17 protein-coding genes and 1 riboswitch are annotated in these 18,675 nt (G+C 68.8%); of the genes, 14 read left to right on the top strand and 3 right to left on the bottom strand.

Translation table 11 applies throughout. The features are described from left to right. Positions 1–21 precede the first annotated feature (21 nt). The 12 genes from hutU (at position 22) to ASD05_RS04625 (ending at position 12,182) form a co-directional block, all read left to right on the top strand. Positions 22–1,749, top strand: a complete 1,728-nt coding sequence (hutU, locus tag ASD05_RS04680; protein WP_056588368.1) for a urocanate hydratase — start codon at positions 22–24, stop codon at positions 1,747–1,749. Continuing rightward, positions 1,749–2,600, top strand: a complete 852-nt coding sequence (locus ASD05_RS04675; RefSeq protein ID WP_056588364.1) for a phytanoyl-CoA dioxygenase family protein — start codon at positions 1,749–1,751, stop codon at positions 2,598–2,600. The genes hutU and ASD05_RS04675 overlap by 1 nt, the downstream gene beginning before the upstream one ends. Positions 2,601–2,730: 130 nt before the next feature. After that, the gene (locus tag ASD05_RS04670) at positions 2,731–3,465 is read left to right on the top strand and encodes an IclR family transcriptional regulator (RefSeq protein ID WP_056588361.1); all 735 of its coding nucleotides are present in this window, start codon (positions 2,731–2,733) and stop codon (positions 3,463–3,465) included. Between the two features lie 45 nt (positions 3,466–3,510). Continuing rightward, positions 3,511–4,257, top strand: a complete 747-nt coding sequence (locus tag ASD05_RS04665; protein WP_056588358.1) for a transporter substrate-binding domain-containing protein — start codon at positions 3,511–3,513, stop codon at positions 4,255–4,257. A 7-nt stretch (positions 4,258–4,264) separates the two neighbouring features. Further along, on the top strand, positions 4,265–4,933 hold the full coding sequence (locus ASD05_RS04660) for an amino acid ABC transporter permease (protein ID WP_056588355.1): 669 nt from the start codon (positions 4,265–4,267) through the stop codon (positions 4,931–4,933). 148 nt (positions 4,934–5,081) lie between these two features. Then, complete coding sequence (locus ASD05_RS04655; protein WP_056588352.1) at positions 5,082–5,654, top strand: HutD family protein; 573 nt, start codon at positions 5,082–5,084, stop codon at positions 5,652–5,654. 24 nt (positions 5,655–5,678) lie between these two features. Then, positions 5,679–6,929 (top strand): imidazolonepropionase, encoded by a 1,251-nt coding sequence (hutI, locus tag ASD05_RS04650; protein ID WP_056588438.1) that lies wholly within the window; start codon positions 5,679–5,681, stop codon positions 6,927–6,929. Continuing rightward, positions 6,926–8,308, top strand: a complete 1,383-nt coding sequence (locus ASD05_RS04645; RefSeq protein ID WP_056588349.1) for a formimidoylglutamate deiminase — start codon at positions 6,926–6,928, stop codon at positions 8,306–8,308. The genes hutI and ASD05_RS04645 overlap by 4 nt, the downstream gene beginning before the upstream one ends. 6 nt (positions 8,309–8,314) lie before the next feature. After that, complete coding sequence (gene hutG, locus ASD05_RS04640; RefSeq protein WP_056588346.1) at positions 8,315–9,136, top strand: N-formylglutamate deformylase; 822 nt, start codon at positions 8,315–8,317, stop codon at positions 9,134–9,136. Then, a complete protein-coding gene (locus tag ASD05_RS04635; RefSeq protein ID WP_056588343.1) occupies positions 9,133–10,293 on the top strand; it encodes a histidinol-phosphate transaminase in 1,161 nt (386 codons plus the stop codon). Before hutG ends, ASD05_RS04635 begins: the two co-directional genes overlap by 4 nt. Positions 10,294–10,346: 53 nt before the next feature. Then, a complete protein-coding gene (locus tag ASD05_RS04630) occupies positions 10,347–11,402 on the top strand; it encodes a homocysteine S-methyltransferase family protein (RefSeq protein WP_056588340.1) in 1,056 nt (351 codons plus the stop codon). Positions 11,403–11,474: 72 nt separating this feature from the next. Next, entirely contained in the window at positions 11,475–12,182 is a 708-nt protein-coding gene (locus ASD05_RS04625; protein ID WP_056588337.1) for an SH3 domain-containing protein, read from the top strand. A gap of 12 nt (positions 12,183–12,194) precedes the next feature. Here the strand turns inward: ASD05_RS04625 and ASD05_RS04620 are convergent, their stop codons facing one another. Continuing rightward, complete coding sequence (locus ASD05_RS04620; protein WP_056588334.1) at positions 12,195–13,121, bottom strand: LysR family transcriptional regulator; 927 nt, start codon at positions 13,119–13,121, stop codon at positions 12,195–12,197. Between the two features lie 103 nt (positions 13,122–13,224). Between ASD05_RS04620 and ASD05_RS04615 the strand changes: the two genes are divergently transcribed. Next, on the top strand, positions 13,225–13,662 hold the full coding sequence (locus ASD05_RS04615; RefSeq protein WP_056588332.1) for a PACE efflux transporter: 438 nt from the start codon (positions 13,225–13,227) through the stop codon (positions 13,660–13,662). Positions 13,663–13,670: 8 nt separating this feature from the next. On the opposite strand, the gene ASD05_RS04610 is transcribed toward ASD05_RS04615, so the two are convergent. Continuing rightward, positions 13,671–14,588 (bottom strand): lipase secretion chaperone, encoded by a 918-nt coding sequence (locus ASD05_RS04610; RefSeq protein ID WP_056588327.1) that lies wholly within the window; start codon positions 14,586–14,588, stop codon positions 13,671–13,673. Between the two features lie 11 nt (positions 14,589–14,599). Then, a complete protein-coding gene (locus ASD05_RS04605) occupies positions 14,600–15,613 on the bottom strand; it encodes an esterase/lipase family protein (RefSeq protein ID WP_082571951.1) in 1,014 nt (337 codons plus the stop codon). 142 nt (positions 15,614–15,755) lie between these two features. Then, positions 15,756–15,831: riboswitch (S-adenosyl-L-homocysteine riboswitch) on the top strand. Positions 15,832–15,853: 22 nt separating this feature from the next. On the opposite strand from ASD05_RS04605, the gene metH reads away from it, so the two are divergent. Continuing rightward, positions 15,854–18,625, top strand: a complete 2,772-nt coding sequence (metH, locus tag ASD05_RS04600; RefSeq protein ID WP_082571950.1) for a methionine synthase — start codon at positions 15,854–15,856, stop codon at positions 18,623–18,625. The last annotated feature ends 50 nt before the right edge of the window (positions 18,626–18,675 follow it).

Below are 18,675 nucleotides of genomic sequence, written 5' to 3'. Positions count from 1 at the left end.
CCCGACAAGGAGAACCACGCCATGAACGCACCCGACAAGATCGATCTGAACAAGTCCACCGGTACCGACCCGCGCCATGACCCGACCCGCGTGATCCGCGCCCCGCGCGGCAGCGAGCTCAACTGCAAGAGCTGGCTCACCGAAGCCCCGTTCCGCATGCTGCAGAACAACCTCGACGCCGAGGTCGCCGAGCGTCCGCAAGACCTCGTGGTGTACGGCGGCATCGGCCGCGCCGCGCGCAACTGGGCATGCTACGACCAGATCCTCACGTCGCTGAAGGAACTGAACGACGACGAGACCCTGCTCATCCAGTCGGGCAAGCCCGTCGGCGTGTTCAAGACGCACGAGAACGCACCGCGCGTGCTGCTCGCCAACTCCAACCTCGTGCCGAAGTGGGCCAACTGGGAGCACTTCAACGAGCTCGACCGCCAGGGCCTCTTCATGTACGGCCAGATGACGGCCGGCAGCTGGATCTACATCGGCAGCCAGGGCATCGTGCAGGGCACTTTCGAGACCTTCGTCGAAGCCGGCCGCCAGCACTACAACAATAGCCTCGCGGGCAAGTGGATCCTCACGGCCGGCCTCGGCGGCATGGGCGGCGCGCAGCCGCTCGCAGCCACGCTGGCGGGCGCGGTGTCGCTCAACATCGAGTGCCAGCAGTCGAGCATCGACTTCCGCCTGCGCACGCGCTACGTCGACAAGCAGGCGCGCGACATCGACCATGCGTTCGAACTCATCAAGCAGCACTGCGATGCGAAGGAAGCGGTGTCGATCGCGCTGCTCGGCAATGCGGCCGACATCCTGCCCGAGCTGGTGAAGCGCGCGAAGGCCGGCGGCCTCAAGCCTGATCTGGTGACCGACCAGACTTCGGCGCACGACCTGATCAACGGCTACCTGCCCTCGGGCTGGACCGTGCCGCAATGGCAGACAGCGATGAAGGAGGTTTCGCAGCACGACGCGCTCAAGAAGGCGGCCGCGAAATCGTGCGCCGTGCACGTGCAGGCCATGCTCGACTTCCAGGCCATGGGCATCCCCACGGTCGACTACGGCAACAACATCCGCCAGGTGGCGTTCGACGAAGGCGTGAAAAACGCCTTCGACTTCCCGGGCTTCGTGCCGGCCTACATCCGCCCGCTGTTCTGCGAAGGCAAGGGCCCGTTCCGCTGGGTCGCACTCTCGGGCGAACCGGAGGACATCTACAAGACCGACGCGAAGATCAAGGAGCTGTTCCCCGAGAACAAGCACACCCACCGCTGGCTCGACATGGCGCGCGAGCGCATCGCCTTCCAGGGCCTGCCGGCGCGCATCTGCTGGCTGGGCCTGGGCGAGCGCCACATTGCGGGCCTGGCCTTCAACGAGATGGTGAAGAACGGCGAACTCAAGGCGCCCATCGTCATCGGCCGCGACCACCTGGACACCGGCTCGGTCGCCAGCCCGAACCGCGAGACCGAGGCCATGAAGGACGGCACCGATGCGGTGAGCGACTGGCCGCTGCTCAACGCGCTGCTCAACACCGCGGGCGGCGCCACCTGGGTCAGCCTGCACCATGGTGGCGGCGTGGGCATGGGCTACTCGCAGCACTCGGGCGTGGTGATCGTGTGCGACGGCACCGACGCGGCCGCCAAGCGCATCGAGCGCGTGCTGTTCAACGACCCGGCCACCGGCGTGATGCGCCATGCCGACGCGGGCTACGACATCGCCATCGCTACGGCGAAGAAGCAGGGGCTGAAGCTGCCGATGGTGAAGTGATGGCGGGCGTCTTTCTCCCCGACGCCCAGGAGCTGCAGCGCCGCGTGCAGGAGCGCGTGGACGACGCACTCGTCGCGCAGTTCCAGCGCGACGGTGCGGTGTGCATCCGCCAGTTGCTCACGGCCGACGAGCTGGCGCTGCTGCGCGATGGCATCGAGGCCAACCTCGCCGCGCCCAGTCCGCGCGCCAAGGTGGCGAGCCGGCCCGACGACCCGGGCCGCTTCTTCGAGGATTTCTGCAACTGGCAGGAGATCGACGAATTCCGCCGCTTCATCTTCGAGGCGCCGCTTGCGCAACTGGCGCAGCGACTCATGGGCTCGAACACCGTGCGCCTGTACCACGACCACCTGCTCGTGAAGGAGCCCGGCACGCGCCAGCGCACGCCGTGGCACCAGGACCAGCCCTACTACAACATCGAGGGTGAGCAGAACGTCAGCATGTGGATACCGGTCGATCCGGTGTCGCGCGCCGCCACGCTCGAGTTCGTGGCCGGCTCACACAAGGGGCCGTGGCTGATGCCGCGCACCTTCATGGACAACCACGCCAAGTGGTTCCCCGAAGGCAGCCTCGAGGACCTGCCCGACATCGAAGGCGCGCGCGAGCGCTTCCCCATCGTCGGCTGGAACATCGAGCCCGGCGACTTCGTCTGCTTCCACATGCTCACGCTGCATGCGGCCGCTGGCGTCGAGGGGCCCAACCGGCGCCGCGTGTTCTCGGTGCGTTTTTTGGGCGACGACATCCGCCACGCGCCGCGCAGCTGGAAGACCTCGCCCGATTTCCCCGGCCTCGCCGAGCGGCTGCCGGCCGGCGCGCCGATGGACGATCCGCTCTTTCCGCTGCTGGTGGGCTGAGAAGGTAAGACGAAGGTAGAAAGAAAAAACGCGGCCATTCCCACTCCGTGGGAATCCACGCTTGGAAGTGAGAACGGCGAGCAAGATACTGCACGCCGCATCCACTTTCGACCTCCAGCGATTGCTTCCGATGACGCCCCCGATCGACGCCCCCGCCCACAACGACCGCGCCCTGTTCGTGCTGTCGGTGCTGGCGCAAAGCAAGGCGGCGATGACGGCGGCCGAGCTGGTGCAGGCCACCGGCCTGTCGCAGAGCACGCTGTACCGGCAGATCGCCACGCTGCGCCGCTGGGGCTTCGTGATGGAATCCGATGGCCGCTACTCCCCGGGCCCGGTGAGCGTGCAACTTGCCACCGGCTTCGACGGCAATTCCGACCTCGTGATGGCCGCGCGCGCCGACATGCGCGCGCTGGCCCAGCAGACGCACGAGAGCGTGGCGCTGGTCACGGCCGTGAACGAGCGTGTCGTGTGCCTGGAGATGATCGACAGCGAGCAGTCGCTGCGCTGCTCCTTCGACCGCGGCCGCAGCGTGCCCGCGCGCGACGGCGCCAGCGCCAAGTGCCTGCTGGCCCACATGCCGCTCGACCAGCGCGACGCCCTGCTCGACGGGCTCGGCGAGAGCCCCGAACGCCGCGCCGAACGCGCCGCCGAGCTCGACGCCATTCGCGAGGCCGGCCATGCCGTGACGCACGGCGAGGTCGATGCCGGCGTCTGGGGTGCGAGCGCGCCGGTGCTGGCCACCGGTCGGCACCTGCGCGGCGCGATCACGCTCATGGCGCCGCTCACGCGCGTCGAGGGCATGGAAGCTGCATTGCTCCACATGACCGTCGTCACGGCGGCCCGCATCTCTCGCGCCCTGCAGTAGTTGCTGCGTCTTTCTCCCTTTTCAAACCCACGGAAGCCTTTCACCATGAACACCCGTCGCACTCTTTTCACCATTGCTGCCGCCGCTCTCTTCGGTTTCGCCGGCGCTGCTCAGGCGCAGGGCGAGCCGCTGCGCGTGGCCACCGACGCCACCTTCCCGCCGATGGAGTTCGTGGAGAACGGCAAGCGCACCGGCTTCGACGTGGAGCTGGTCGAGGCGATCGGCCAGACACTGGGCCGCAAGATCGAGTGGATCGACATCGACTTCAAGGGCCTCGTGCCGGGCCTGATCTCGAAGCGCTTCGACATGGCCGTGTCGGGCATCTACATCACCGACGAGCGCAAGAAGGTTGTCGATTTCACCGCGCCGTACTACGCGGGCGGCCTCGTCGTGATGGTGAAGGACGGCAACACGGCCATCAAGACGCCGGCCGACATCAACGGCAAGAAGGTCAGCGTGCAGGTGGGCACCAAGTCGGTGGCCTTCACGAAGGAGAAATTCCCGCAGGTGCAGCTGATGGAAGTCGAGAAGAACCAGGAGATGTTCAACCTCGTCGACATCGGCCGCGCCGACGCAGCAGTCACCGGCAAGCCCGCCGCCTACCAATACGTGCGCACGCGCGGCGGCCTCAAGGTGCTGCCCGAGCAGATCACCACCGAGGAATACGGCATGGCCATCCGCAAGGACACGCCTGAGCTCACCAAGGCCGTGAACGGCGCGATCGAAAAGCTCAAGGCCGACGGCACTTACGCAAAGATCGTGAACAAGTGGTTCAACGCCAGCGCCAAGTAAGCGCGCCATGGATTTCGATTTCTCGCCCGTCTGGCAGGGCTGGCCCGACCTGCTGCGCGGCGCGCTCGTCACGGTGGAGATCACCGCCTGCGCGCTGGCGCTCGGTTGCGTGCTGGGCCTGCTGGTCGGCATCGGCCGGCTGAACCCGAAGCGGCGCTGGCTCTACGGCGCGTGCACCGCCTACGTGGCGGCCATTCGCGGCACGCCGCTGCTGGTGCAGCTGTTCATTCTGTTCTTCGGCCTGCCGCACTTCGGCATCCTGCTGCCGGCCTTCCTGTGCGGCGTGCTGGGGCTCGGTGTGTATTCGGGTGCGTACGTGTCGGAGATCGTGCGCGGCGCGATCCAGTCGATCGACAAGGGCCAGACCATGGCGGCGCAGTCGCTGGGCATGACGCCCGGCACGGCGATGCGCGAGATCGTGCTGCCGCAGGCGGTGGTGCGCATGATCCCGCCACTGGGCAACGAGTTCATCGCGCTCATCAAGAACTCGGCGCTGGTGTCGCTGCTGACGATTCACGACGTGATGCACGAGGGACAGAAGATCATCAGCGTGTCGTACCGCTCGCTGGAGGTGTACCTCGCGATCGCCGTCGTGTACTTCATGCTGACCGGCACGATGACGCTGGTGCTGCGGCACTTCGAGCAGAAGCTGCGGCAAGGTGGATTGATGCGATGAGCGCAGGTTCCGTATTTGCATTTCTCCCTCCCCCTCTGGGGGAGGGCAGGGGTGGGGGCACGACGGCCTCGACCTCCGAACAGCGCTCGTTGGGCGCTGCCCCCATCCCAACCTTCCCCCAGCGGGGGAAGGAGCAAGAGGGGCGGGCATGAGCGGCGTACAGCATTTCTCCCGCAGCACACTCCCGGTCACCCCCTGGAAAAACGGCGGCGGCACCACGCAGGAGATCGCCAGCTGGCCGCAGGGCGCGGCGCTCGACGGCTTCGGCTGGCGCGTGAGCATCGCGACCATCGCCGCGGCCGGACCGTTCTCGGTGTTCGAGGGCATCGACCGCAGCATCATGCTGCTGGAGGGCGATGGCGTTCGCCTGTTCACGCACGACGGGCGCATCAGCCACTGGCTCGACGCGCCGCATCGGCCCTTCGCCTTCAGCGGCGACGACGCGATCGACTGCACGCTGCTCGGCGGCGCATCGAACGACTTCAACGTGATGACGCGGCGCGGGCAGTGGCGTGCCGATGTGCAGGTGCTGGACCGCGCGTCGGCCGTCGATGCGGCGCCGCACGGCGTGCTGCTCGCCTTGCGCGGCGCCTGGCGCTTGAACGAAGAGGCCTGCCGCGAAGGCGAGGGCCTGTGCTGGACAGACGCAGCCCATGCATGGCGCGCGATACCCGAGAGCGAAGACGCGCGGCTGGTGGCGGTTCGAATCCTGCCGGCGTAACCCGCAGAAAGAAAGATGACGACGATGAAACCTGCCAGCGAATATCCCTCGGCCGACGGCCTCTGGACCGGCCTGCGCCTTGCGCCAGATGCCGCACCCGGCGTGGCGCTGGGAGACGGCGTCGAGGCCGCCATCGTGGTCGCCCAGGGCGCGATCCGCTGGGTTGGCGCGCGCGACGCGCTGCCGGCCGAATTTGCGGCACTGCCCATCCACGACGGGGGCGGTGCGCTCGTCACGCCCGGCCTTGTCGATTGCCACACGCACCTCGTCTACGGCGGCCAGCGCGCCAACGAATTCGCGATGCGGCTCGCAGGCGCCACGTACGAAGAAGTGGCCAAGGCCGGCGGCGGCATCGTGTCGTCGGTGCGCGCCACGCGCGAGGCCGGCGAGGACACGCTCTTCGCACAGGCCGCAGCTCGGCTCGAACAGCTGTTGGCCGATGGCGTGTGCGCCATCGAGATCAAGTCGGGCTACGGGCTTTCGCTCGAGCATGAGCGCAAGCAGTTGCGCGTGGCACGGCGACTGGGCGAAGCCTACGGCGTGACCGTGCGCACCACCTTCCTCGGCGCGCATGCGTTGCCGCCCGAATACGCGAATCGCAGCGGCGACTACATCGACCTCGTGTGTCGCGAGATGCTGCCTGCGCTTGCGGCCGAGGGGCTGGTCGATGCGGTCGATGTGTTCTGCGAGCGCATCGCCTTCTCGCTCGCGGAAACCGAACAGGTCTTCCAAGCCGCGAAGGCGCTGGGCCTGCCGGTGAAGCTGCATGCCGAGCAGCTGTCGGACATGGGCGGCGCGGCATTGGCCGCGCGCTACGGTGCGCTGTCGTGCGATCACATCGAACACCTGTCGGCCGAGGGCATCGAGGCGATGCGCCGGTCGGGCACCGTGGCCGTGCTGCTGCCCGGCGCCTACTACACGCTGCGCGACACGCATCTGCCGCCGATCGACGCGCTGCGCGCCGCCGGCGTGCCGATGGCCGTGTCCACCGATCACAACCCCGGCACCTCGCCTGCGCTGAGCCTGCTGCTGATGGTGAACATGGCATGCACGCTGTTCCGCCTCACCGTGCCCGAGGCGCTGGCCGGCGTCACCGTGCATGCGGCGCGCGCGCTGGGGCTGCAGCAGACGCACGGCGCCATCGCGCCCGGCATGCCCGCCAACTTCGTGCTGTGGAACGTGCGCGCGGCGGCCGAGCTGGCGTACTGGTTCGGCCAGCAACCCGTGCGCACCGTGGTGCGACAAGGCCGCATCGCGGCAGGAGTCCAGGCATGACACACACGCTTTTCGCAACCGATGCGCTGCTGCCCGAAGGCTGGGCGAAGAACGTCCTGCTGACGTGGAACGACGCAGGCCGGCTCACGCAGGTGCAGGCCGGCGCGCAACGCCCCGCCGACGCGCAAATTGTCAAAGGCCCGCTGATTCCCGGCATGCCCAACCTGCATTCGCACGCCTTCCAGCGTGCCTTCGCGGGCCTGACAGAGCACCGCGCCGAGCAGCACGACAGCTTCTGGAGCTGGCGCACGCTGATGTACCGCTTTGCCGCGCGCCTCGGCCCGCAGCACATGGAAGCCATCGCGACCTGGCTCTATGCCGAGATGCTCGAAGCCGGCTACACGAGCGTGTGCGAGTTCCAGTACGTGCACCACGACGCCGACGGCCGCCCCTATGCCGACGACGCGACCCTGAGCCTTGCGCTGCTGCGTGCTGCGCGCAAGGCCGGCATCGGCTTCACGTTGCTGCCCGTGCTCTACCAGACCGGCGGCTTCGGCGACGTGCCGCCCACGGAAGGGCAGCGCCGCTTCATCAGGTCGACCGACTCGATGCTGCGCCTGCTTGACGCATTGAAGCCGGCGTGCGATGAACAGGGGGCTCGGCTCGGCATGGCGCCGCACTCGCTGCGCGCCGTGCCGCCCGAGGCGCTGCGCGATGCGATCGCGGGGCTCGAAGCCATCGACCGCACCGCCCCCATCCACATCCACATCGCCGAGCAGACGAAGGAAGTGGACGACTGCGTGGAGTGGAGCGGGTTGCGCCCGGTCGAGTGGCTGCTCGACCACGCGCCGGTCGATGCGCGCTGGTGCCTCGTTCATGCAACGCACATGAACGCCGCGGAGTACGAGTACGCCGCCAAGAGCGGCGCGGTCGCGGGCCTCTGCCCGACGACCGAGGCCAATCTGGGCGACGGCATCTTCGACTTTCCCCAATGGCGCAGCCATGGCGGCGCGTGGGGCGTGGGCTCCGACAGCCACGCCAGCGTCAACGCGGCCGAAGAACTGCTGATGCTCGAATACGGCCAGCGCCTGTCGCGGCGGCAGCGCAACGTCGGCGCGAGCGCGGTGCAGCCGCATGTGGCGACCGCGTTCACGCTCGAGGCGGTGCAGGGCGGGGCGCAAGCCTCGGGCCGAGCCGTCGGCGGGCTGGCCGTGGGGCAGCAGGCCGACTTCGTCGTGCTCGATGCCGCGCACCTCGCGCTGCAGGGCCTGTCGGCGCCCGACATGCTCTCGGCCCACGTTTTCGCGAGCCACCGCACCTCCGCCATCGACAGCGTCTGGGCCGCGGGCCGCGCGCGTGTGGTGGCCGGACGCCACACGCTGCATGACGACGCCGCGGCCGCCTTCGTGGCTGCGCGCACCCAACTCCTCAAGGACTGAATTTCCATGGCCTTCACCACCACCGAACCCGCCTTCCGCTTCCGCCAGGGCACGCGCCCGCTGCTGATCTCGATGCCGCACGTCGGCACCCACGTGCCGCCCGCGCTGGCCGCCCGCTTCACCGACGAAGCGCGCCACGTGCCCGACACCGACTGGCACCTTGAACGGCTCTACGACTTCGCCGATGAGCTGGGCGCCTCGGTGCTCGCGGCCACGCACTCGCGCTACGTGGTCGACCTGAACCGCCCGCCGGACGGCGCCAGCCTGTACCCGGGCCAGAGCGTCACCGGCCTGTGCCCGGTCGACACCTTCGACGACACGCCGGTCTACGCCAACCCCGCCGACGTGCCGGACGACGACGAAGTCGCCGCGCGCCGCGATGCGATCTGGGTGCCGTACCACCGGCAGCTGCGGGCCGAGCTCGACCGCCTGAAGGCCGCGCACGGCACGGTCGCGCTGTGGGACGCGCACTCGATCCGCTCGGTGCTGCCGCGCTTCTTCGAGGGCAAGCTGCCCGACCTGAACCTCGGCACCGCCAACGGCGCGAGCTGCGACCCGGCGCTGGCCGAAACGTTGCTCGGCATCGCGAAATCGGCCACCGGCTACACCGGCGTGCTCAACGGCCGCTTCACGGGCGGCCACATCACGCGCCAGTACGGGAATCCGGCCGGCGGTGTGCACGCGGTGCAGCTGGAGATGACGCAATCGAGCTACATGCAGGAGCAGTTGCCGTTCGACTACCTGCCCGAGGTGGCGGCGGGCGTGCAACCGCACGTACGCCGCATGCTGGAAGCGGTGCTGGCCTTCGTCGAAGGCGGCGGCCGGTGAGCGCCGCCATCCACGCGTTCGCGCGCCCCGAGGTGCCGCCGCTGCCGCCCTACAACGCGGGGCTGTCCTCGGACGCAGTGCGCGCGCGCTACGGCGTCAGCGAGATCGCGCGGCTGGCGAGCAACGAGAACCCGTACGGCCCCAGCCCCGCGGTGGCGCGGGCGCTGGTCGACCTGGCGGCGCGCGCAGGCACCTACCCCGACGCCAACTGCACCGCGCTGCGCGCCGCGATCGCCGGGCGAACGGGTGCGCAGCCCGCGCAGGTGGTGATCGGCAACGGCTCCGAGGACATCCTCCAGATGCTGTGCCAGGCGCTGCTGTCGCCGGGCGACCGCGTGCTCACGCAGCGCCCTGTCTTCGGGCTGCATGAGATCTACCCGCGCATGATGGGCGCGCAGGTCGAGCTGCTGGCGCTCACGCCGGAGCTCGGCTTCGACCTCGATGCCTGGTGCGCGGCGCTCGCGCGCGGACCCAAGATGGTGATGCTGGCCAATCCCTCGAACCCGGTCGGCTGCATGTTCGATACCGGCGACTTCGCGCGCCTGCTCGCGGCGGTGCCGACGGGCACGTTGCTGGTGGTGGACGAGGCGTACCACGAGTACGCGCGGCTGGCGCCCGGCTATCCCGATGTGCTTTCGATGCTGCGCGCGTGGGAGGGTGTCGATGCAGCCGCAGGCCGTCCGTGGATCGTGCTGCGCACCTTCTCCAAGGCCTGGGCGCTCGCGGGCCTGCGGGTGGGCTACGGCATCGCTTCCGACGAGGCGCTGGTGCAGCTGCTCGACCGGGTGCGCACGCCCTTCAACGTGAACCTCGCGGCGCAGGCCGCGGCGCTGGCGGCCTGGGGCGACGAGCCCCACATGGCACGGGCGGTGGAGCGCACCGTGCGGCAGCGCGAGGTGCTGGCGGCGCAGCTTCGCACGCTCGCGCAGTCGGTCCTGCCTGGTCTGCGCATCGCGCCCTCGGCGGCCAACTTCCTGTTCCTCGACCTCGCACGGCCGAACGGGCCGGTCAACGAGGCGCTGCTGGCGCGCGGGATCATCGTCAAGCCCTGGAAGGAGCCGGGCTTCGAGACCTTCATCCGCGTGTCGGTGGGCACCGACGAGGAGAACGCGCGCTTCGTGCAGGCGCTGACTGAGATTGCGGGCGGCTCGGACTAGCGCCAAGACCCGCCCGGGAGCCGGGCCAGGCCGGGGTTTTTACAATCGCGGGAATGACGAAGCCCCTCACCTACACCCGCGGCCAGGCACTGCCCGGCATCCTCGCCAAGCGCATCGCCATCCTCGACGGTGCCATGGGCACGATGATCCAGCGCTTCAAGCTCACCGAGGCGCAGTACCGCGGGGAGCGCTTCAAGGACTTCGAGCGCGACGTGAAGGGCAACAACGAGCTGCTCTCGCTCACGCGCCCCGACGTGATCCGCGACATCCACGAGGGCTACCTCGCGGCCGGCGCCGACCTGATCGAGACCAACACCTTCGGTGCGACCACCATCGCGCAGGAGGACTACAAGATGGCCCACCTCGCGCGCGAGATGAACCTCGAGTCTGCCAAGCTGGCGCGCGCGGCCTGCGACAAGTTCAGCACGCCGGACAAGCCGCGCTTCGTGGCCGGCGCCCTCGGCCCGACGCCCAAGACGGCGAGCATCAGCCCCGACGTGAACGACCCGGGCGCGCGCAACGTCGATTTCGAAGCACTGCGCGCGGCCTACTACGAGCAGACCGAAGCGCTGGTCGAGGGCGGCGCCGACGTGATCCTGGTCGAGACCATCTTCGACACGCTCAACGCCAAGGCCGCGCTGTTCGCGGTCGACGAGTATTTCGACAACAGCGGCCAGCGCCTGCCGCTGATCATCAGCGGCACGGTGACCGATGCCTCCGGCCGCATCCTCAGCGGGCAGACCGTCACCGCCTTCTGGCACAGCGTGCGCCACGCGCAGCCGCTGGCCATCGGCCTGAACTGCGCGCTGGGCGCGGCGCTGATGCGGCCGTACATCCAGGAACTCTCGAAGGTGGCGGGCGACACCTTCATCAGCTGCTATCCGAACGCGGGCCTGCCCAATCCGATGAGCGAAACCGGCTTCGACGAGACGCCCGACGTCACCTCGCGGCTGCTGCACGAGTTCGCGGCCGAAGGGCTGGTGAACATCGTGGGCGGCTGCTGCGGCACCACGCCGGACCACATCGCGGCCATCGGCAAGGCGGTTGCGCCGGTCGCGGGCCGCGCACTGGGCAGCCACAACGCGGGCTTCTACCGCGAGGCTGCCTGATCGCGCCTCCGGCCGATTGACAGGCGCTCCTGCCCCGGCCTAGGCTGGCTGGCAAAAGAACAGGAGCCCGCCATGAACACACTCGCCCCACGCTGGATCGGCATCGGCGCGCTTGCCTTGATCCTGCCGCTTGCGGCCGCGGCGCAGCAGGCCTTCACGCGCGGCACGGTCAACCTGCGCGCCGGCCCCTCGGGCGACTATCCGCTGGTGGCGCGGCTCGGGCCCGGCCAGCCGCTCGACGTGATCGGCTGCACCAGCGGCTACGGCTGGTGCGACGTGGTGCTGCCCGACGGCGGGCGCGGCTGGGTGTGGGCGCGCAGCCTCGACTACGCCTACCAGGAGCAGCGCGTGCCGCTGGCGGCCTACGGCGCGGTGATCGGCGTGCCGATCATCAGCTTCGCGATCGGCACCTACTGGGCCAGCTACTACCGCGACCGGCCGTGGTACGGCGAGCGGCGCTGGTGGGGCGGCCGCCCACCGCCGCCCGTGGCGGGCTGGCGTCCGCCGCCGCCAGTCAGGCCGGCGTGGCAGCCGCGTCCCTGGCAGCCTGGCCCCGGCTTCCGGCCAACGGGCCCTGGATTCCGTCCGCCGCCGGACCCCGGCATCAGGCCGCCGCGGCCGCAGCCGAGCTTCCGCCCGGCGCCGGTGCCTGGCATGCCGCATTCGCATCCCGGTGGCGGCGGCGGACGACCGCACGGGGGCGGCGGCGGTCACGGCGGGGGTGGCCATGGCGACGGGCACGAGCGTGGTCATGGCGGCGGCCGCGGCCACGACCGCTGAAGAGGCCGGTCGCTAGATTCCGCCGGTCTTGGGGCTGCACTCGCCGGGGGCTACCCGGTCTTTCCCTATCAATGCCACGAAGCGCTGGGCTCCCAGCCCAAGTGGGCGCTCACGTGACCACACGACGTCCACCCACAGGTCCAGCCCGTTGCTGAGGTTCTCGAACGGAATCTCGACCAGCGCCCCGGCCGCCACGTGCGGCCGTGCGAAATTGCGTGGCAGCCAGCCCCAGCCCAGCCCGGCGGTGATCAGGCTCAGCGCGGCCAGCGCGTTGTCGGTGCGCCAGACGTGGCGCGCGAACACGAAGCGCGGATCGCTGTTGGCGAGGTCGCGGCCGGCCACGACGATCTGCCGGGTGTTCGTCAGGTGCTCCTCGCGCAGCCGGCCGCCCGGCGCCGCGAGCAGCACGGGGTGGTCGGGCGCCATCACGGCCACCATCAGGTCGCTGCCGACTTCCTGGAAGCCTTCACGGCCGTCGAGGCTCGGGCGCTCGAACACCAGCGCCAGCTGCGCGCGGCCGCTGTGCAGCAGCGCCAATGCATCGGCTTGCGGGGCCGCCAGCACCTCCACCTGCAGCAGCGGGTGTTCGCGTGCCAGTTCGGCCAGCGGGCCGCTCCACGGCGCGGCCAACAGTTCGGGCGCGATGGCCAGCGTGAGCCGGTCTTCCAGCCCCTGGGTCAGCGCCAGCGCCTGCACCTGGAGCTGCCCGAGCTGTGCTGCCAGCAGCCGTGCCTGAGGCTCCAGCGAACGTGCCGCGGCCGTGGGCTGGGGCTCGCGGCCGCTGCGGTCGAACAGTGGCAGGGCGAGTTCGGCCTCGAGGTTGGCGATGGCCATGCTGACCGCCGACGGCACCTTGCGCAGCGCCCGCGCCGCGGCAGAGAAGGAGCCGTGGTCGATCACGGCCAGGAAGACTTCGATGTTGTCGCTGGAGAAGGCCATGGCGCCCGATCTATCAATAAAACTGAAACAAGTTAACTTTTTATATCAGCAAGTGACACATAAAGTCCAGGCATCGCAGCCAACAAACCAGGAGAGAAGCGTCATGCAGGGTATTCAGCGTCGCATCGTCTACATCACCCTTTACGAAGGCATCGCCATCGTCGCCGCCAGCGCCGGGCTGGCCTTGATGACGGACGCCGGCCTGGGCCATTCGGGCGTGCTGGCGGTGGCCGCCTCGGTCATCGCGGTGATCTGGAACCTGGTCTTCAACGCGCTCTTCGAACGCTGGGAATCGCGCCAGGCCGTGCGCGGGCGTAGCGTGCGCCGCCGCGTCGCCCACGCCATCGGCTTCGAGGGCGGGCTGATCGCCTTCCTGGTGCCGATGTTCGCCTGGGGCCTGGGCGTGTCGCTGTGGCAGGCGCTGGTGATGGACCTGGGGCTGGTGGTGTTCTTCCTGGTCTACACCTTCGTCTTCAACTGGGCCTTCGATCGCGTGTTCGGCCTGCCGACCTCGGCGATGGGTGAAGCGCAGCCTGCGTAAGCCTGCGCTTACTTACTCGTTGGCCTTTGTGCGCTGGCAGCGCGCATCGCCAGGGCGCCGCTCAGGCGAAGTCGCTCGGTGTCGTTGAACAGTGTCTCGCGCAACTGGGCTCGATCGACTTCGGAGGCGCCGGCGTAGCGGTCGAGGCGGGCATTCCAGTCCCGGTTTTCCTGGTCGAGCGCCGCGAGGCTGCGCGCCACTTCAGGGCCATAGGCCTCGCTGCGCACGGCAAAGCGCTCCTGGGGGCTCGCGCCGCGCGCCTCCAGCGCCTCGGTCTGGCGCATCACGTCGGCATGCGCCACTGCGTCGCGGCGCACCTCGCGCTGTTCCGGCGAGAGCCAGGCCTGCTCGCTGCGCGCGAGCGCGGCGGTGCGCTGCTCGGGTGTCAGCGCGGTGTTGGCAAGTGCTTCCAGCTTTTCCACCATGAAGCGGTCCTGCCGGATCTGGTCGCCGAACAGGCCTTCGATTTCCTCGGGCCTGAAATACCGGCGGCGCAGCGCCTCGCGCGCCTCCAGGCTGAGGCGCAGCTGAGTAGGGTCGCCGGGGGCGGGTGGCGGCATTGCGCGCAGGGCCTCTTCCAGGTCGACGTACCGCTCCAGCAGGCCAAGGGCGCGCACCCGCCAGTCTTCGCGCAGGTACCGGGCGAGCAGGGCGGGCGCACGGGCCATCAGCGTGGCCTTGCTGTCGGCCTGCGCTTCGAGGAGCACCTGGTCGAAGATGGAAATCAGGGAACTGTCGAGCAGGGCATCCGGCGCCGCCGAGGCTGCGAACGGCCCGGGCTCGGGGCCCGGGCCCGTGGCCGTCGCCATCGTGTCCGATCCGGCGGCCGGAAGGTCGGCCGCGCCGGGGCCGGCCGCGAAAAAGGCAACCGCTACCGCGAGCAGCGCCGCGCCGCCCGCGGCCCACAGCGTCCAGCGTGCGTGCACGGCCAAGGCCCTCAGAGCCCCGCGCTCTTCAGCCGCGCGGCCTGTTCCTTGAAGATCGCCGGCACCTTCTTCTCGTAGTACGGGAACTGGCTGCCGTAGGTGTTGCCGAGCACCTGGTTGACCTCGTCGAGGTGGTTCTGCCGGTAGTCGCCCAGGTGCGTGCCCAGGCGGGTGGTGCAGGTCGCGAGCAGCCCGTCGTTGGCCTCACCGGAGAAGGCGAGCGTGCCCAGCGCCGACAGCGGGGCATCGCTCGGGTCGAACAGGTTGAAGCCCGTGGACACGCCCGACCACGAGTAGTAGCGCACGCCGCCGACCACGGCCGCGCCGCTCTTCACGTCGCACGATGCGCCCGGCGCGGGCCGGCCCTGCGGGAACTTGGCGTCGAAGGCCGCACCGCCCGCGGTGGTCAGCGAGGCCAGGGCGTTCAGCGGCACCTCGGGCAGCTGGCCCGGGTCCTTGCCCGAGAGGACGCCGATCACGTTCGTCAGCAGGCCCACGGCCGTCACCACCGCGGTCTGGGCAATGCCGCCCTCGGGCAGTTTCGCCAGCAGGTCGGCCACCTTGGAGCCGCCGTTGGCGCCGCCCACCGAGGTGACCGAGGCGACCATGTCGGGAGCCACCGCCGCCACGTAGCGCACCGTGGGCGCGCCCTGCGAATGGCCGATCAGGTTGAACTTGAGCGCCGGGTCGTTTTCCATCGCGCGGATGGTCTTGAGCTCCTGCAGCAGCTGCTCGCCGCGGATTTCCGAGGTGTTGGTGCCCGACACCTGGGCCACGTAGACCCGGGCGCCCGCGCCGGCCAGCGTGTCGGGAATGCCGTAGAAGTAGTCGACGCCCAGCAGGTTGTCGAAGCCGAGCAGGCCGTGGACCAGCACGATGGGGTATTTCGTCTTCGCCTCGGCAGACTGCACGCGGGCCGTCACCAGGGTCGAGGCGCCACTGTCGGCCGCGCGGGCCGCAGGCGCCGTCCAGGCCGCTGCGGCCGCGAGTCCGCAGCACAGGGCCGCGTTCCACTTCTTGATCATCCGGCTTTCCCTTTCGTCGCTTTTGCGCTGGTTAAAAAAACGAACGTTCGTTCAGAAACGGTGGCCGCATTCTGTGGATGGAGGCGGGAATGGAAACTGGGGTTTTCCCCCGGCGGATTTCGAATCGACCTAAAATGCACGACTTCCCAAGGAGCGTTGCAGCGGTGGGCCTCGCAGGCCGGCCGTCAGGCTTGGGGCGACAACGACGCTCGCCTGTCCGACTCTTCCGCAGGTGAGGCCATGTCCCAGATTCCCGCTCCAGCTACCCTCGATTCCGCCCCCGTTGTTCCCCCGCCCATGAAGCTGTCCGGCCTCGAACCGGTCGCCATCGGCGAAGGCACGCTGTTCGTCAACATCGGCGAGCGCACCAACGTCACCGGCTCCAAGGCCTTCGCGCGGATGATCCTGAACGGCCAGTTCGAAGAAGCCCTGGCCGTGGCGCGCCAGCAGGTCGAGAACGGCGCGCAGGTGATCGACATCAACATGGACGAGGCCATGCTCGACAGCAAGGCGGCGATGGTGCGCTTCCTCAACCTCATCGCCAGCGAGCCCGACATTGCGCGCGTGCCGGTGATGGTCGACAGCTCGAAGTGGGAGGTCATCGAGGCCGGCCTGCGCTGCATCCAGGGCAAGGGCATCGTCAACTCCATCTCCATGAAGGAGGGGGTCGACAAGTTCAAGCACGAGGCCAAGCTCGTGAAGCGCTACGGCGCCGCCGCCGTGGTCATGGCCTTCGACGAGAAGGGCCAGGCCGACACCTACGAACGCAAGATCGAGATCTGCGAGCGCGCCTACCGCATCCTGGTGGACGAGGTGGGCTTCCCGCCCGAGGACATCATCTTCGACCCCAACATCTTCGCGATTGCCACCGGCATCGAGGAGCACGACAACTACGCGGTCGACTTCATCAACGCCGTGCGCTGGATCAAGCAGAACCTGCCCGGCGCCAAGGTCTCGGGTGGCGTGAGCAACGTGAGCTTCAGCTTCCGCGGCAACGACCCGGTGCGCGAGGCGATCCACACCGTGTTCCTGTACCACGCGATCCAGGCGGGCATGGACATGGGCATCGTCAACGCCGGCATGGTGGGCGTGTACGACGACCTCGAACCCGAGCTGCGCGAGCGCGTCGAGGACGTGGTGCTGAACCGCCGCTCCGACGCTGGCGAGCGCCTCGTCGAGGTGGCCGAGACCGCCAAGAGCGGTGCGAAAGACGACAGCAAAAAGCTCGAATGGCGCGGCACGCCAGAGAACCCGGTGCCGGTCAACCAGCGCCTGTCGCACGCGATGGTGCACGGCATCACCGACTTCATCGTCGAAGACACCGAGGAGGCCTATCAGGCCATTCTGGCCAAGGGCGGCCGCCCGCTGCACGTGATCGAAGGGCCGCTGATGGACGGCATGAACATCGTGGGCGACCTGTTTGGCCAGGGCAAGATGTTCCTGCCGCAGGTGGTGAAGTCCGCCCGCGTCATGAAGTCGGCCGTGGCCCACCTCATTCCCTACATCGAGGAAGAAAAGCGCCAGGACGAGGCCGCGGGCCGCGACGTGCGCACCAAGGGCAAGATCATCATCGCCACCGTGAAGGGCGACGTACACGACATCGGCAAGAACATCGTCACCGTCGTGCTCCAGTGCAACAACTTCGAAGTGGTGAACATGGGCGTGATGGTCCCGTGCCACGAAATTCTTGCGAAGGCGAAAGTCGAGGGCGCGGACATCGTGGGCCTGTCGGGGCTGATCACGCCGAGCCTCGAAGAGATGCAGTACGTGGCCGGCGAGATGCAGAAGGACGACCACTTCCGCATCAGGAAGATCCCGCTGCTCATCGGCGGTGCCACCACCAGCCGCGTGCACACGGCCGTGAAGATCGCGCCGCACTACGAAGGCCCCGTGGTCTACGTGCCCGACGCCTCGCGCAGCGTGAGCGTGGCGCAGTCGCTCTTGAGCGACCAGGCCACCGCGTACATCGACGAGATCAACGCCGACTACGACAAGGTGCGCCAGCAGCACGCCAACAAGAAGCAGGTGCCGATGTGGCCGCTCGCGAAGGCGCGCGCCAACAAGACGCCCGTCGATTTCGCGAACTACCTGCCGCCGGTGCCCAAGTTCGTTGGCCGGCGCGTGTTCAAGAACTTCGACCTGACCGAGCTCGCCAAGTACATCGACTGGGGCCCGTTCTTCCAGACCTGGGACCTGGCCGGCCCGTTCCCGGCCATCCTGAAGGACGAGATCGTCGGCACCGAGGCCGTGCGCGTGTACGCCGACGGCCAGCGCATGCTCAAGCGCCTGATCGAAGGCCGCTGGCTCAGCGCCAGCGGCGTGGTCGGCTTCTGGCCCGCCAACACGGTGAACGACGACGACATCGAGCTCTACACCGACGAGACGCGCAGCGAAGTCGCGCTCACCTGGTACGGCATGCGCCAGCAGACCGAGAAGCAGGTGATCGACGGCGTGATGCGCCCGAGCCGCTGCCTCGCCGACTTCGTGGCGCCGAAGGACAGCGGCGTGAAGGACTATGTCGGCATGTTCGCCGTCACCGCCGGCCTGGGTGTCGAGAAAAAAGAGAAGTACTTCGTCGACGACCTCGACGACTACTCCGCCATCATGCTCAAGGCTTTGGCCGACCGATTGGCCGAGGCCTTCGCCGAATCGCTGCACCACCGCGTGCGCACCGACCTCTGGGGCTACGCCAGCGACGAGAGCCTGAGCAACGACGACATGATCGCGGAGAAATACCGCGGCATCCGCCCCGCGCCCGGCTACCCGGCCTGCCCGGACCACAGCGTAAAGGGCCCGATGTTCGACCTTCTGGGTTGCGCGGACATTGGCATGACCCTGACGGAAAGCCTCGCTATGATGCCCGCCGCCAGTGTCAGTGGTTTCTACCTGAGTCACCCCGATTCGACGTACTTCAACGTCGGCAAGATCGGTCACGACCAGTTGCAGGACCAGGCCGCGCGGCGCAAGGAGAGCGAGTCCTATCTCGAGCGTCTGCTGGCGCCCAATCTTTGAACCTGCCGGCCGGCGCGGCCGCCCGGCACCGGGAGTTGTTATTCAGAAGC

Source organism: Variovorax sp. Root434 (assembly GCF_001426595.1).
Lineage (GTDB): Bacteria > Pseudomonadota > Gammaproteobacteria > Burkholderiales > Burkholderiaceae_C > Variovorax.
This window is presented reverse-complemented; position numbering and strand designations above follow the sequence as displayed.